Source organism: Pseudomonas sp. PSPC2-3, assembly GCF_049898265.1.
Classification (GTDB): Bacteria; Pseudomonadota; Gammaproteobacteria; order Pseudomonadales; family Pseudomonadaceae; genus Aquipseudomonas; species Aquipseudomonas veronii.
Genome location: NZ_JAFCXJ010000001.1, coordinates 661,704 through 677,030, shown reverse-complemented (window position 1 = coordinate 677,030; position 15,327 = coordinate 661,704). Strand labels below are relative to the sequence as shown.

Sequence of the window (15,327 nt, the reverse complement as noted above, 5' to 3'; positions counted from 1 at the left end):
GTCGAGCACCAAGAAGTACTCATGTTTGAACCCTAGACAGCGCTCGCTGACAACTACCTGAAGCCAATATTACTTTTCTGTCAGTTGCTGGTTGGCAGAAGCATTTCGTTGCAGACTCAGCCTCACAATTATTTGAGAGCCACCCCCATGAGACTTCTGGTTGCGGAAGACGAACCCAAAATAGGTATCTATTTGCAGCAAGGACTCACTGAGGCGGGGTTCAATGTTGATCGCTTTACCAATGGCCAAGACGCGCTTCAGCACGCTTTGAGCGAGGCGTATGACCTGCTGATTCTCGATGTGATGATGCCTGGGCTGGACGGATGGGAAGTACTTCAGAAGGTGCGAGCATCCGGAAAAAATGTCCCCGTGCTTTTTCTCACGGCGCGAGACCGCGTTGAGGATCGCGTCAAAGGACTTGAGCTGGGGGCAGACGATTACCTTATAAAACCCTTCGCATTTTCTGAATTGCTGGCCCGCGTCAGAACGCTGCTGCGAAGAGGGAGCACAGCCCCCTCCCAAACCCACATGAAATTGGCGGATCTTGAGGTTGACCTGCTCAAGCGCAGGGTTGTCCGTGGAGGCAAACGTATAGATCTCACAGCCAAAGAGTTTGCGTTACTCGAATTGCTGCTCCGTCGTCGAGGCGAGGTTCTCCCCAAGTCACTTATTGCTTCCCAAGTTTGGGATATGAACTTCGACAGCGATACCAACGTCATCGAGGTCGCGGTCAGGAGGCTCAGAGCGAAGATTGATGATGATTTTGAGGTCAAGCTGATCCACACCTCTCGGGGGATGGGTTACATGTTGGACGCACCGGACTCGGGGTCGGAATGAAGCGAATGTCACTGACTACCCGCATGAGCCTGATGTTCATGCTTGCTGTAACAGCTGTGCTCACCGTCGCCGGACTCAGTTTTAACAACCTTAGCCGGCATCACTTCAAGATGCTGGATCAGCAGGCGCTGAACGAAAAGCTTCACTCGACGCAAAGAATTTTGACTGGGTTGAATAGCATTGATCAGTTCAGTGATGTTAAGCCCGAGCTGGAGGCGCTGCTTGGTGCTCATCGTGATTTGACAGCACTTATCATCGATGGTGACGGCAAGCTCCTGTTTGCTGATCCTGGTCCGATCGTAGTGCCGGAAGACTACCGAACAATCACAAACAGCAATGTCTGGGAGTGGCGAGATGAGGAGCAGGTATTTCGAGGAGTGACGGCACAAGCCATTGTGACAGGGCAAGACAAGCCATTGACCGTGATGTTGATCTTTGATGTTACTCAACATATGGCTTTCTTCGAGACGCTTGAACGCTGGTTTTGGATAGGGCTGGTGATCAGCGCGCTGGTCAGTGCTGCACTGGGCTGGATGGTCGCGAGTAGTGGCCTACGGCCTATCCGCCTAGTTACTCAGGTCGCGGCTTCAATGTCAGCTAAATCACTCAAAGAGCGTATTCCGTTAGGTCCCGTTCCTAAAGAGCTCCAGCAGATGGTGTTGTCGTTCAACGCAATGTTATCCAGATTGGACGATGCGTTTGTTCGTTTATCGAACTTCTCTGCGGACATTGCTCACGAATTACGAACGCCGGTCAGTAATTTGATGACTCACACTGAAGTGGTTTTATCTAGAAAAAGGAATATTGAGGACTACGAAGATAATCTGTACTCAAATCTTGATGATTTAAAACGTATGGGCCGGATGATTGATGACATGCTTTTTCTGGCGAAATCAGACAACGGTCTGATTACACATGAAAACAAACCGATAGACCTGGTAGCGGTAGTAGAGAAATTACTCGAATACTACCGCTTGCTTGCTGATGAGCGAGGGATCGACCTCAAAGTCACAGGGAGGGGGAGCGTCCGAGGTGACGTCCTTATGCTCGACAGGGCCATCTCTAATCTGCTCTCAAATGCACTCCGGTACACCCCCGAAGGGGAGTGTATTAGTGTCGATATCCGGCAGAAAGGAACTTCAATATCGGTCTCCGTGGAGAACCCTGGAAAGCCAATCGCGCCTGAGCATCTTGAAAAGTTGTTCGATCGTTTTTATCGCGTGGACCCGGCTCGCAGAGAAGGGAGCCCAAGCAATGCAGGGCTAGGTTTGTCGATCACTCGATCAATCATAGAAGCGCATGACGGCAAGATTTGGTGTACGTCATCAAGCGGAAAAACAGCCTTTCATATTGAACTCCCTTGTGCGGATGAAAAAAAGGCGTAAGGCCCGTTGCTCATATATATATAGCAGCATGTGGTTAGCTCAAAGGGAACGTTCGTGGATGACGGAAACCTCTTGGCGCGTCGCAAAGGGAGTCACGTATTCGGCCCTGTATACGCGCTTATCAGTGTCCAAAATCCCACCTCAAGCTGACTGAAATGTAATCGAATAGTTTGCGTTCATGTGGCATCGTGTACTCGCACTGTGACGTTAGAGTTCTTGTGATTTCTTCCTGTCCAGCCCGCCCTAGGACACGGAATCTGCTAGGTATTCGCCAGTGGCTTTAACAAGCGTCAAAAAGTAAAAACTAGATATTCCCTAAAAAACCTAGAACCAACAGCTCTTGCTGTGAGGAGTCTTGCATGTCATTCCTTAAAACTACCACCGTAGCTGTTGCGCTGACTGCGGGTTTGCTTCTGAGTGCAGTTGCTCAGGCGCATCCAAAGCTGGTTTCTTCTACTCCCGCTGAAGGGGCGGATGCGGCGGCTCCTTCTAAAATTGAACTGCACTTTTCTGAGAATCTAACGACTCAGTTCTCTGGTGCCAAACTGATCATGACCGATATGCCTGGCATGCCGAACTCTCCTATGGGCGTAAAAGCCGGCGTTGCAGGTGGCAGTGATCCGAAGACGATGGTTATCACGCCCGCATCGCCATTGACCACGGGTACTTATAAAGTCGAATGGCGTGCCGTCTCCTCGGACACTCACCCGATTACCGGTAACTTTTCCTTCAAAGTGAAATGATTCATGAGCGACTCAATAAATATCGCTGTTCGCTTTGCCCTTTATTTCGATCTTATGCTCTTATTTGGACTGGCAATTTTCGGTCTTTATAGCCTGAGGGGTAAAGAAAGAGTATCGGGAGCGGTTTTGAATTTTGAGTCGCTTCTTTACGGTACATCTGTTGTAGGTGTAGCTCTGTCCCTTGCAGCCATGCTGTTGCTTGCGAAAGCAATGAGTGGCGTATCGGGCTTTATGGAGCTACATCACCATATTTTTCAAATGGTTCTCATGGGGACTGACGTCGGTTTGACCTGGATGGTCCGAATAGGGGCGTTGGTGACGGCAATTATTGGCGTTTCCCTGAACAAGCGCTTTCCAACACTGAGTCTTTGGATTGTCACTGTCTGTGGCGCGATTGCGCTAGCGACGCTGGCATGGACGGGGCACGGAGCAATGGACGAGGGAAGCCGTCGCTACTGGCACTTTATTAGCGACATCTTCCATCTTTTGGCCGCAGGCGGTTGGTTGGGTGCGCTAGCGGCATTTGCCCTGCTGCTGCGTTTGAAATCACTGAAAGGTGAGCGAGAAGCACGAATTCTTGCTCGGGTACTGACAGGGTTTGAATCGGCCGGCGCGGTGATTGTAGTGATCATCAGCATTACGGGAGTGGCGAACTACCTATTTATCGTTGGGCCAAATCTCGATGAGGTGATGCTCAGCACTTATGGCGAGTTGCTATTTTTGAAGGTCCTGCTCTTTGCCGGGATGATCGTATTAGCGACGCTCAACCGTTTTCACCTAAGCCCGCTCTTGGAACGTTCTGTTCGAAATGGAGACTATGCTGTCGCGGTCAATGCCTTGCGCCGTAGCATGAAGCTCGAATTTTCAATGGCAGTCATCATTATTTGTCTCATAGCATGGTTAGGTACTTTAAGCCCAGTAATGGAAATGAGCGCCGCATAGCGGTTGGTGATAGCCGACAAAGGAGTCTCAAGGGTGAATTGTAAGGGCCATTTGCACCGTCTACACTCCAGCTCATGAAACGCTACCTGCGGTTTTGCCTAATTTTCCTGATTAGCTTGGCGCTTCCCCTCAGCGGGATGGCGGGTGTTCAGGCATCGACTGAACCATGCCCGATGAAAACCATGGGCATGGCGATGATGGATGGTATGGGGCAAGACTGCTGCCACGACATGAAAAGTCCCACCGAGCATGGAAAACCCTGTAAGCCGGGCCAGGAATGCAAAACTGGCGGTATGCTGCAAGTCTCGATCATCAAGCCTCCTATCACCTTGTCCAGTCCTCTCGTTCTGCCCTTCTCCAGCCATTTCCCACTCGTACAAACCCCTTCAGGGGTATGGCGACCGCCCCGTACTTGATTCCTGTACCACACTGAGCCTCATTCCGCTTTAGCGGGATGGCATATCTGCGCGCATGTCTTATGAAGCGCGCGGTGGATCATCACAGGAATCGTGAACATGAACTTCAAGTGCTATTGCACAGGTTGGTCCCTTGTGGCCGGCCTGGCGGCAAGCGTACTGGCATTGCCGTGCCTCGCTGGCGTATTGACACTCGATGAAGCTTTGCGGCTGGCCGAAAACAATGCACCGTCGTTGACCGCACAAGACGCCAAAATTCAAGCAGCCACCAGCGCGGCCATTCCCGCTGGCGAACTACCAGATCCCAAGCTACTGCTGGGCGTCCAGAACTACCCCATTGGTGGTCCGGACAGATGGAGCATCGACCAGGACTTCATGACCATGCAAGTGGTCGGGATCAGGCAGGAGATGCCTAACAGCGACAAGCGCAAAGCACGTATCGAGGTCGCGGATGCGGCTGTTGATAGAGCGTCCGCCGAGCGTCGAGTGGCGCGTCTGAACGTCCGACAGTCCACGGCACTGGCCTGGATCAGTAGCTACTCGGTTGAGCGTAAAGATGTGATGTTCCAGGACTTCTATAAAGAAAACCGTCTTCTAAGCGATACCGTCCGGTCACAGATTGCGGGTGGCCGCGCTCAACCCGCCGATGCGGTCACACCTAAACAGGAAGCTGCTCAACTGGCCGAGCTGCAGGATGATTTAGTTCGCCAACGTGCGCAGGCCCGGGCTGCCCTCAAGCGCTGGATTGGCCCTGCCGCCAATGACAAACCGGTGGGCAGCTTGCCTGATTGGCCCATCGAAACCTCTGGTTACTCCCATAAGCTGCAACATCACCCCGAACTAGCTGCTTTTGTGCCGATGACCCGAGAAGCACAAGCCAAGATTCGTGAAGCTAAGGCGGAAAAGCAATCTGACTGGAGCTGGGAATTCGACTATCAGCATCGCGGCCAACAGTTCGGTGATATGGTCAGCGTGCAGTTTTCATGGGATCTCCCGCTGTTTCCTGACTCTCGGCAAAACCCCAAGATTGCGGCCAAGCACGCCGAACTAAACCAGCTTGAGGCTGAGCGCGAAGCCCTGTCACGCGAGCATACCCAGCAACTAGAGGATGAACTGGCCGACTACGAGCGCCTCAATCGTTCAGTCAACCGTAATCAGGAAAGCTTGTTGCCGCTGGCTAAAGAAAAGGTCGAACTCACCATGGCCAGCTACCGCTCCGGCAAGGGTGATTTGAAATCGGTTGTGGCCGCCCGACGCGAACTCATCGAAGCCCGTCTCAAGCAGATTGACGTTGAAGAGCAACGTGCTCTTACCAGCGCTCGCCTGTATTTCTCCTACGGGGAGTCCGCTCAATGATTTTTAAAGTATGGAAAGGGACTTTAGTCGTCGGCATCTCGATTGCCTTGGGTGTTGCCGGTGGTTACTGGTTAGCTCAACCGCGAATGAGCGGAGTAGCTGGTGTTGTGCAGGATCAGGAACCCAAAGCCTCTGCTGATCGAAAAGTTCTGTATTGGTATGACCCAATGTACCCACAACAGAAATTCGATAAACCGGGTAAGTCACCCTTCATGGACATGCAGATGATCCCTCAATACGCAGATACCAAGGGGGACAGCGCTGCCATTCGAATTGATCCAAGCCTGACTCAGAACCTTGGTATGCGATTGGCAAGTGTCAGTCGAGGCTTATTTGCCTCGACACTGAACGTGGTAGGTGTGCTGGCCTTCAACGAACGGGACGTTGCAGTCATTCAGGCCCGTACGGCGGGTTTTGTCGAGCGCGTGTATGCCCATGCACCTGGTGATGTGCTGAAAGCGAATGCCGCCTTGGCAGATATGTTGGTTCCGGATTGGGCAGCTGCTCAGGAGGAATTTCTCGCCCTCAAGCGTAGTGGCGATGCTGGCTTGCTTACAGCGGCCCGGCAGCGATTGCGGCTAACCGGAATGCCAACTTCGTTAATTGCTCAAGTTGAGCGCAGTGGCAAGGTTCAGCCGAACCTGACTCTGACCACCCCTATTGGTGGTGTGCTTCAAGAACTGAGTGTGCGTGAAGGTATGACGGTGGCCGCAGGCGAGACGCTGGCTCGTGTTAATGGTTTGAGCAGTGTCTGGCTGGCCGTGGCTGTACCAGAGTCGGAAGCTGGGTCAATCGTCATAGGGCAAGCAGCCGAAGCGCGTTTGTCCGCGTTCCCTGGAGTTGTGCTCAAGGGCGTCGTAAGTGCGATTCTTCCGGAAACCAGTTCGGACAGTCGCACACTTCGCGTTCGAGTCGAGTTACCCAATCCGGATGGTCGACTTAGACCAGGTTTGACCGCACAGGTAAGCCTCAACCGTTCGACGGAGCAAAGTGTTTTGTGGGTGCCGAGCGAGGCCGTCATTCGTACCGGTCGACGTGCGTTGGTGATGCTCTCTGAAGACGCTGGTCGATATCGCCCGGTGGAGGTGCAGTTAGGACAGGATAACGATGGCAAGACGGCTATATTGAAAGGCTTGGAAGAGGGGCAGAAAGTGGTGACCTCTGGCCAGTTCCTGCTCGACTCGGAGGCCAGTCTCAAGGGCGTTGTCGCAAGCTCATTGGACGTTTCGCCATCTACTGTAACCGTCGGAGCTTTGCATGAGGCCGATGGTCAGATCGTTGAGATCAACGACAAAGAAGTCACGCTCGCCCACGGTCCCTTCAAGACATTGGGTATGCCAGGCATGACGATGACTTTCCCTCTCGCCACTCCAGCTCTGATGAAGGGCCTAAAAACGGGCGACAAGGTTCGGATTGCTGTCAGCCAGACGGATGATGGTCTGCGCGTTGAGCGTCTGGAACGCTCTGGGAGCCAGCCATGATTGCGGCCCTTATTCGCTGGTCGGTGGCCAACCGCTTTCTTGTGTTGCTGGCGACGCTGTTCGTCACGGCATGGGGTATCTGGGCGGTTCAAAGTACGCCCATCGATGCATTGCCAGACCTGTCGGATGTTCAGGTAATTATCCGTACACCTTATCCAGGCCAAGCCCCACAGATCGTCGAGAACCAGGTGACCTATCCATTGGCAACCACCATGCTCTCAGTGCCTGGGGCCAAGACTGTGCGCGGTTATTCCTTCTTTGGCGACAGCTTCGTTTACGTGCTGTTCGAAGACGGAACTGACTTGTACTGGGCCCGCTCGCGGGTGTTGGAATACCTGAGCCAGATACAGAGTCGCCTTCCGGCCAGTGCCAAGCCCGCCTTAGGACCTGATGCCACAGGGGTTGGCTGGATTTTTCAGTACGCGCTGGTTGATCGCAGTGGTGGGCACGATCTGGCGCAACTGCGAGCCCTACAGGATTGGTTTCTCAAGTTCGAGCTCAAGACACTGCCGAACGTTGCGGAAGTGGCCACCGTGGGTGGCATGGTCAAACAGTACCAGGTCCAACTCGATCCGCTTAAGTTGGCGAACTTGGGTATCACGCAGTCTGAGGTGACCGAGGCGATCGGCAAGGCCAATCAGGAAACCGGTGGGGCCGTGCTGGAAATGGCGGAGACAGAGTTCATCGTACGAGCTTCCGGCTACCTGAAGACGCTCAATGACTTTCGCGCTATCCCACTCAAACTGGGCACCGGCGGTGTGCCGGTCACCCTGGGCGATGTTGCCACGATTCAGTTGGGGCCTGAGATGCGTCGAGGCATCACCGAACTGGATGGCGAAGGTGAGACTGTCGGCGGCGTGGTGATTCTGCGCAGCGGTAAGAATGCTCGTGAAACCATTGCGGCGGTCAAAACCAAACTCGACGAGCTGAAAAGCAGTTTGCCGGCCGGGGTAGAAATCGTCACCACCTACGACCGCAGCAAGTTGATTGATCGTGCCGTGGAAAACCTCAGCCACAAGCTGATCGAAGAGTTCATCGTCGTCGCGTTGGTCTGCGGGATCTTTCTCTGGCACCTGCGCTCATCCCTGGTAGCAATTATCTCCCTTCCAGTGGGGGTGTTGATTGCTTTCATCGTCATGCGCTACCAAGGCATCAATGCCAACATCATGTCCTTGGGCGGGATCGCCATCGCTATCGGCGCCATGGTCGACGCCGCAGTGGTGATGATCGAGAATGCCCACAAGAAGGTAGAGGCCTGGCACATGGCCCACCCAGGGGAGGAACTCAAGGGTGAGCATCACTGGCACGTGATGACCGAAGCGGCTGCCGAGGTAGGACCTGCATTGTTCTTCTGTCTGCTGATCATCACCCTGTCGTTCATTCCGGTGTTCACGCTGGAGGCTCAGGAAGGACGTCTATTCGGTCCATTGGCGTTCACCAAAACCTACGCTATGGCCGCAGCGGCTGGACTGTCGGTAACTCTCGTACCGGTGCTGATGGGGTATTGGATTCGTGGACGAATTCCCAATGAGCAACAGAATCCGCTAAATCGCTGGCTGATCCGGATCTACGAGCCCGCTCTGGACGCCGTATTACGTCGACCCAAAGTAACACTGCTGGTTGCGTTGCTGGTCTTTGTCAGCGCGTTGTGGCCGATCTCTCGTCTGGGTGGTGAGTTTCTTCCCCCGCTGGACGAAGGGGACCTGCTCTATATGCCATCAGCTCTGCCGGGATTATCGGCTCAGAAGGCCGCGCAACTGCTTCAACAGACTGACCGTCTGATAAAGACAGTTCCAGAGGTCGAACACGTATTCGGAAAAGCCGGCCGCGCTGAAACCGCGACTGACCCCGCACCTTTGGAAATGTTCGAAACCACCATCCAATTCAAGCCGCACGAGCAATGGCGGCCAGGCATGACCCAGGAAAAACTCGTGGAGGAGCTGGACCGAGTGGTGCGTGTCCCAGGCTTGACCAACATCTGGATACCGCCGATTCGTAACCGCATTGACATGCTGGCTACCGGTATCAAAAGCCCGATTGGTGTGAAAGTTGCCGGTACCAACCTGACGGAGATCGATGCCGTAACCCAAGCCGTCGAACGTGTAGCCAAGGACGTGCCAGGTGTCAGTTCAGCGTTGGCCGAACGACTGACCGGTGGCCGCTATATTGACGTGGATATAGATCGTAACGCTGCGGCCCGCTATGGGTTAAATATTGCCGATGTGCAGTCGATCGTGGCCGGCGCAATAGGCGGTGAAAACGTCGGGGAGACGATTGAAGGGCTGGCTCGTTTCCCGATCAACGTCCGTTACCCTCGCGAGTGGCGTGACTCACTCGGTGCCCTGGAGCAGTTGCCGATCTACACACCTTTGGGTAGTCAGATCACCCTTGGCACTGTGGCGAAGATCAAGGTCAGCGATGGTCCGCCTATGCTCAAGAGTGAGAACGCACGACCTTCAGGCTGGGTGTATATCGACGTGCGTGGCCGGGACATTGCCTCAGTAGTCGCCGATCTTCGACGGATCGTCAGCGAGCAGGTTAAGTTGCAGCCCGGTATGAGCCTGAGCTACTCAGGACAGTTCGAATTTCTCGAAAGGGCCAACGCACGACTCAAACTGGTGGTGCCTGCCACGCTGTTGATCATATTCGTGCTGCTCTACCTAACGTTTTCTCGATTTGATGAGGCCTTGCTGATCATGGCCACTCTGCCATTCGCACTGACTGGTGGGGCATGGTTTCTCTATCTGTTGGGATTCAACCTGTCGGTTGCCACCGGGGTCGGCTTTATCGCCTTGGCCGGTGTTTCTGCCGAATTTGGCGTGATCATGCTGCTCTACCTGAAAAATGCATGGACCGAGCGTCAAGACCTCGTTGACAACACAGAACGCGGGTTGATGGCCGCGATTCGTGAAGGCGCTGTCCAGCGCGTTCGACCTAAGGCTATGACCGTGGCAGTGGTTATCGCTGGTTTGTTACCTATACTTTTGGGAAGCGGTACCGGTAGCGAGGTTATGAGCCGCATTGCCGCCCCGATGATTGGCGGTATGGTTACGGCACCCTTGCTATCGCTGTTTGTGATCCCGGCGGCCTATCACCTCATGCGTCGTCGACACTTGTCCGTTGAGCCTGGCAAGCACTGACGCGTAAAAATGCATACGAAAGGGGCTGCGCTTGCAGCCTCGTTTGAGCTGCATAGCCCGTTTTCATCAGTCCTACGCGTGGTATGTATCGAAATTAGCAAGTTTATGTCTTTTGCATAAACTCGCTAATTTCGATACATACGCTGTGGTCAGTGCAATTACCCACCAGCACTTGCCAGAAAAACGAACGCTGCCACCACTCCATTTCGATGAGCCAAAAAAAGCATCATGCTCAATGCCGACTCAGCATTCGTTACCCTCAAGATCTCTCTTGAAAACGAGGCAAATGACCTTAATATGATCTTATCTTGCCATCATCGTTTTCAATCATGGATGTTTCTCGGGGGTAGGTCGAAATGGCAGAACAAGAAGACGCTAAGCCCGCAAGCGGGCGCTTCAACACAAATGATGAGACGAAGCGGATCGTATGGACCCAGACCGCTGGTCATTGTGAACTGTGCGGCACGGATCTGACGTTCGATTATCGTGCCGGCAAGCCAATGAAATGGGGAGAAGTGGCGCATATCCTGCCCGCCAGTCCCAAAGGCCCTCGGGGACGCGCGGATCATGATGCTGAGGCGCACACAAACAATACCGCTAATCTGATGCTCCTGTGCCCAGGTTGTCATGACAAAATTGATCGTGACGCAGATGGTTATCCTGAAAATGATTTGAGTGGTTTACACCAAGCGTACCTAGAACGCATCCGAATCGCTGCAACGACCCCCGAGGGTGGCAGAGCCATTCCCCTAATTGTCCAGAGTCAGCATTTCCAGACTATCAACGACATTCCCGTTCGCGATCTGTTGACTGCGATGTCTGCTGAAGGACTAACGGCCTTCGATCAAGGCATCAAAATCACTTTCCCTGCGCCCGGACCGCGAGGTAGGGACGCGACCTATTGGCAGAATATCAAAGACAGCGTCCAGTATGAGCTGGAGCAGCAACTCAAGCGTCGCGGCGGCACCTATGGCGATGCGCCTGCACTAGCTGTAGTGGGCTTGGCCGATATTCCAGCTTTGATGATGTTGGGTCAGAGCATCGGCGACCGTTCTAAACGCTTGATCTTCTCTTTTAACCGCGAGCATCTTCTGCGCTGGCCCGATCAGTCCGCTGAGCCGCCCAAGTTTCTGTTTACTCCTCCGCCGGACGGTGATGGCCCACTGGCGCTAGTGCTCTCCATTTCTGCGCAAGTTCCAATTCGCGACGTGACTGACGCCATTCCAGGTGCGCGCATTGCAGAGCTGTCGATTCCGGAACCTAGCTACGCGATGGTACAGAACCGTCGGGTGATTCATGCCTTTCGCGACGCACTCCAAATACGACTGAGCCAGCTTGAGGCTCTGACTCCTGATCCTATCCACGTCTTCGCCGCCATTCCTGCGGCACTGGCCATCGAGTTTGGCGCGTTGCTCACAACGCAGCATCAACATACGTACCTGATCTTCGATCGGGACAAAGAAAACCACGATCGGTTTACGCAAACACTGCAATTGGGCTCGGTGGCCCAGGAGGCTATGTAAATGCTTTTGAGCAACGAACAGACCAAGCGCAGCAGTTGGGAATATTTTCTGCTTCGCGCCGCGCGGGAAATCTCGCTGTCGGAAGCGCAGTACGAAAAAATCAATGACCGCTACTCCCAATTGGAAAAAATCCTCTCGGCTTCTGACAATCCGTTGCTCGCTGAGGCCCATATCTTCGTTCAGGGCTCAATGCGGCTGAAAACCACCATTAAGCCAATTACCGGTGCGCCTGCGGATCTGGACACCATTGATGCGGACGCGATTATCTGGCTCCCTCACGCTCAAGGCGCTGGTGCGAAGGAAGTTCTAGAGGCGATCGAACAGCGTTTTAGAGAAGGCTCCCGCGTTCAGGAAGAAGTTAAGCAACTACGTCGTGGTATTCGGATCGTTTATGCCGACGAAAATCCAGGTTTCCACATTGATGTCACACCTGCCCGCGCGATCAACGGAAATGGTGAAGCAAACGGCGAGGGTAAGCTGGAGGTTCCGGATCGGGACACAGGGTGGAAAGCAAGCAGCCCTATTCCTTACTCGAATTGGTTGCAGGTCGCATCCGCCCAGGAAATCTCCCTGGAAAGCTTGGTGATTGCCAAAAGCCAGCGAATGCTTGATGCCGCGACACAAGATCCTTTGCCGCATTATCAGGACTACATCGATCAAGATCCCCTGCGTGCGACCATAAAGCTGCTTAAGCGGCATCGCGATGAATGGGCCATCAATACAAGGAGCGCTGATACTCGCCCCATATCGGCGGTCATCACCACCCTGGCCACTCACGCATACCTGGATGTCGTGAAGGAATCGCAGTCGAAGCCTTTGGCTCCGCTCGATGCAATTTTGGAAATTGTCCGCAGAATGCCGCAGCACATCGCGCATAGAGGTAACGATTGCTTTGTCTGCAACCCTGCCGATAACGGCGAAAACTTTGCAGAAAAGTGGAATCGGCCAGGCGAGGGGCAAGGCTATCGTCAAGCATTTACCAAGTGGCATGCGGACGCCAGTGCATCCGTATCATTGGGTTTGGAAAGTTTTGAATCCAACGATTCCTTTGCCGAGGCAGTGAAAAAGAATTTCGGTATTGCACCGGCATTCATCACGGCAGTGAACAATGAGATCCCTGCGAATTGGACGATGCCCGGCCGACCGGATGGCACTACTCGAAACTCTGCTTCGATGGGTTCGCTCTTCGGAGGTGCCAGCGGTGGAGGAACCTCTCAGTCGAGCGTAAAGCCAGTTGGACGCCTTGGCTGATCCCATTAAGACGCCATTGCAGCGCGGAATCGCCGCACTGCGAAACACCCTAGGTCAGGATGCTGCCGATGCATTGCTCCAGCCCGCACCCATGCGGGCTGACGAAGCGGCGTGCTTTCACTTCCCCTTGCCCATCGATTACACGGGGCAGGAGCGGCGCCTGCGTATTGGTTTCCCCTCCAACTTTCCCCGTGGGCTCTTGCGGCTGAACGTCGAACCCTCTCCATGGCTGGTTTGGCCGCATGCCACCAAGTCGGGGCTTTGCCTTCATGGCTTTCAGGAACGCCCCATCATGGGCTCCCCGGAGGTTGTGGTAGAGGACAGCCTTGCTCGCTTGGCCCAGATCGTTTCGTTGTCCAAGATGGGATCAAGCCAGGCAACGCGCGATATCGAATTTCAGAATGAGATCACTACCTACTGGTCTTTTCAGCACGGACAGTCGTATCAGAACCTTTTACTTTTGGATCGACCTCAGGCTGCCTCGCAGTTGTTTGCTCTCAGCGATCCGCGCCGGGCTGTGCCATCCGGTCAGGAAACGGTTTGGCTAGCATCGAACATAGCTGCACTCAAAGGGCATTACCGACGGGTTGTGGGGCGCTCCGCTGTCATTCGCGCGGCCGAAACTCCCGGTTTTTACGTCAAGCTTCAGACTTATCCGGATATCCGCACCCCGGATCCAGAAAATTTATTGCCGTGGCTAACGCCCCACCTTCAACCAGACGATGCCGAGCAATTGCTGGCATGGTTTGAGCAGCATGGAACGTTGGCGAGTCGATGGATTGTTCTGGAGCTTCCAGGAGGGACAGATGCTCCAACATATTGCCTCAATGTGCGCTCGCTCGGTGTACAGCAGGAGCGGGGGGCAAAGTTTGGCTTGCGTACAGCGCGGCGCCGCCCAGCTATCGCAAATGCACATCCTCCGGCACTCGTCCGAGCAACTGCCCTGGACGTGCTTGATCGAGCGTCCATTCTGTCCCGCGATATAAGCGGTACTGCACAGCACCTTGAAAATGCTCGAGTCGTTTGTGTTGGCGTTGGCTCGTTAGGCAGTGCGGTGGCAATACAATTGGCACGATCCGGTGTCGGCCACCTTACCCTCATCGATCCTGACACTTTGGTGTCAGCCAATCTGGGGAGGCACGTTCTGGGAGCGGATAGCCTAGGTAGACTGAAAGCCTCAGCGTTGAGGGACAAGATTCTGTTAGATCTTCCGACGACAGAATGCACAGCTTATTCGACTTTTGCCGAAGTAGTGATGAGCAGCAAACCAGAAGTGTTCGATACCGCAGATCTGGTGGTGATCACGACAGCAGACTGGCAGTCGGAGGTCACTGTATGGCGAGCCAAATCCAGCGGCGTTACTTGGGGGCTTTTACAAGCCTGGAGCGAACCGTACACCCAGGTAGGCCATGCGTTATTCGCACCAGCCGGCACTTTTGATGGTCGTCATTTATTCACGGATATCGGCGATTTTCTGCATAGATTTACAGAGTGGCCGGGAGGAGGTGTGGTTCCACTGCCCGCCTGTGGGGAAAGCTTTATTCCCGGCGGCTCACTGGGCATGACCAATATCGCCTCTATGGTGTCGCACGTGGCTTTACGCGCTTTGACCGGCAACATCGCCACTGCATCTTGGGTCAGCAGTATCTACAGGCCTGAAGATGTTCTGAGCCTAGGAGGCCAATACCATGGTCCCAAACTGCCAGAGGGAGCGCAGCAAATCCTACTCGAGCGCGGATGGCCGGAAGATAAGGACGAAACGGTATGACGGATATAGCTTGGCGCTGGAGATGGGCGGAGGTGGATTCCGAGCTATTGGTGTCGCAAGCTGTCGTGGACATCTTGGATAGTCATCGGCAGGGCCTTTTTGGCGTGGAGCGAGGGGGACAGTTATTCGTCAACCCGGTTAATCCGGAAGGGTTGCTGCTGGCCTTGGCCACGTTGCCTCATCGCGCCGATCGGTCAGGCTGGTCTTGGCTAGAGTTGGATGCGGAGCGGTGCCGTCAGGAGATCCAAGCTGCCAACGAACAAGGGTTACGTCTGGTGGGCTATTGGCATACGCATCCCCAATCTGTTCCGGTGATTTCTCCGGCAGACATAGGAAGTTTCTCCAGATTTGCTGCGCGTTACACGCAGGATCTGCCGCACCCAATAGCCGTTATCGTTGGCAAGTCCGAAAAACCAGAAGGCATCAAGGCTTGGTCGTTCAGGGGCGGCAGATATGTTGAGGCAACCTGGCTTAGATAAGCTTCA

At 54.1% G+C, this 15,327-nt stretch carries 12 protein-coding genes; all 12 read left to right on the top strand.

What is annotated here, in order from left to right:
- Positions 1-147 precede the first annotated feature (147 nt).
- On the top strand, positions 148-837 hold the full coding sequence (locus tag ACP7E3_RS03120) for a heavy metal response regulator transcription factor (RefSeq protein WP_010565109.1): 690 nt from the start codon (positions 148-150) through the stop codon (positions 835-837).
- Entirely contained in the window at positions 834-2,222 is a 1,389-nt protein-coding gene (gene copS / locus ACP7E3_RS03115) for a copper resistance membrane spanning protein CopS (RefSeq protein ID WP_010565110.1), read from the top strand. The genes ACP7E3_RS03120 and copS overlap by 4 nt, the downstream gene beginning before the upstream one ends.
- A gap of 359 nt (positions 2,223-2,581) precedes the next feature.
- Positions 2,582-2,965, top strand: coding sequence for a copper homeostasis periplasmic binding protein CopC (copC, locus tag ACP7E3_RS03110; RefSeq protein ID WP_426122246.1), 384 nt, complete (start codon positions 2,582-2,584; stop codon positions 2,963-2,965).
- 3 nt (positions 2,966-2,968) lie between these two features.
- Complete coding sequence (gene copD / locus ACP7E3_RS03105; RefSeq protein ID WP_010565112.1) at positions 2,969-3,907, top strand: copper homeostasis membrane protein CopD; 939 nt, start codon at positions 2,969-2,971, stop codon at positions 3,905-3,907.
- 74 nt (positions 3,908-3,981) lie between these two features.
- A complete protein-coding gene (locus tag ACP7E3_RS03100; RefSeq protein ID WP_080752870.1) occupies positions 3,982-4,323 on the top strand; it encodes a hypothetical protein in 342 nt (113 codons plus the stop codon).
- A 99-nt stretch (positions 4,324-4,422) separates the two neighbouring features.
- The gene (locus ACP7E3_RS03095) at positions 4,423-5,679 is read left to right on the top strand and encodes a TolC family protein (RefSeq protein ID WP_010565113.1); all 1,257 of its coding nucleotides are present in this window, start codon (positions 4,423-4,425) and stop codon (positions 5,677-5,679) included.
- A complete protein-coding gene (locus ACP7E3_RS03090) occupies positions 5,676-7,160 on the top strand; it encodes an efflux RND transporter periplasmic adaptor subunit (RefSeq protein WP_010565114.1) in 1,485 nt (494 codons plus the stop codon). Before ACP7E3_RS03095 ends, ACP7E3_RS03090 begins: the two co-directional genes overlap by 4 nt.
- Positions 7,157-10,300: an efflux RND transporter permease subunit gene (locus ACP7E3_RS03085; RefSeq protein ID WP_010565115.1), complete on the top strand. Its 3,144-nt coding sequence runs from the start codon at positions 7,157-7,159 to the stop codon at positions 10,298-10,300. Before ACP7E3_RS03090 ends, ACP7E3_RS03085 begins: the two co-directional genes overlap by 4 nt.
- A gap of 356 nt (positions 10,301-10,656) precedes the next feature.
- Positions 10,657-11,823, top strand: a complete 1,167-nt coding sequence (locus ACP7E3_RS03080; RefSeq protein ID WP_010565116.1) for an SAVED domain-containing protein — start codon at positions 10,657-10,659, stop codon at positions 11,821-11,823.
- Entirely contained in the window at positions 11,824-13,074 is a 1,251-nt protein-coding gene (locus ACP7E3_RS03075) for a nucleotidyltransferase domain-containing protein (protein ID WP_010565117.1), read from the top strand. It begins immediately after the preceding gene.
- Positions 13,058-14,842, top strand: coding sequence for a ThiF family adenylyltransferase (locus ACP7E3_RS03070; RefSeq protein WP_017848899.1), 1,785 nt, complete (start codon positions 13,058-13,060; stop codon positions 14,840-14,842). Before ACP7E3_RS03075 ends, ACP7E3_RS03070 begins: the two co-directional genes overlap by 17 nt.
- Entirely contained in the window at positions 14,839-15,321 is a 483-nt protein-coding gene (locus tag ACP7E3_RS03065; protein ID WP_017848898.1) for a Mov34/MPN/PAD-1 family protein, read from the top strand. Before ACP7E3_RS03070 ends, ACP7E3_RS03065 begins: the two co-directional genes overlap by 4 nt.
- The last annotated feature ends 6 nt before the right edge of the window (positions 15,322-15,327 follow it).

Bases quoted from the DNA above. Each gene is read 5' to 3' on its own strand.
- ACP7E3_RS03120 (WP_010565109.1), top strand. From the start codon at position 148: ATGAGACTTCTGGTTGCGGAAGACGAACCCAAAATAGGTATCTATTTG.
- copS (WP_010565110.1), top strand. From the start codon at position 834: ATGAAGCGAATGTCACTGACTACCCGCATGAGCCTGATGTTCATGCTT.
- copC (WP_426122246.1), top strand. From the start codon at position 2,582: ATGTCATTCCTTAAAACTACCACCGTAGCTGTTGCGCTGACTGCGGGT.
- copD (WP_010565112.1), top strand. From the start codon at position 2,969: ATGAGCGACTCAATAAATATCGCTGTTCGCTTTGCCCTTTATTTCGAT.
- ACP7E3_RS03100 (WP_080752870.1), top strand. From the start codon at position 3,982: ATGAAACGCTACCTGCGGTTTTGCCTAATTTTCCTGATTAGCTTGGCG.
- ACP7E3_RS03095 (WP_010565113.1), top strand. From the start codon at position 4,423: ATGAACTTCAAGTGCTATTGCACAGGTTGGTCCCTTGTGGCCGGCCTG.
- ACP7E3_RS03090 (WP_010565114.1), top strand. From the start codon at position 5,676: ATGATTTTTAAAGTATGGAAAGGGACTTTAGTCGTCGGCATCTCGATT.
- ACP7E3_RS03085 (WP_010565115.1), top strand. From the start codon at position 7,157: ATGATTGCGGCCCTTATTCGCTGGTCGGTGGCCAACCGCTTTCTTGTG.
- ACP7E3_RS03080 (WP_010565116.1), top strand. From the start codon at position 10,657: ATGGCAGAACAAGAAGACGCTAAGCCCGCAAGCGGGCGCTTCAACACA.
- ACP7E3_RS03075 (WP_010565117.1), top strand. From the start codon at position 11,824: ATGCTTTTGAGCAACGAACAGACCAAGCGCAGCAGTTGGGAATATTTT.
- ACP7E3_RS03065 (WP_017848898.1), top strand. From the start codon at position 14,839: ATGACGGATATAGCTTGGCGCTGGAGATGGGCGGAGGTGGATTCCGAG.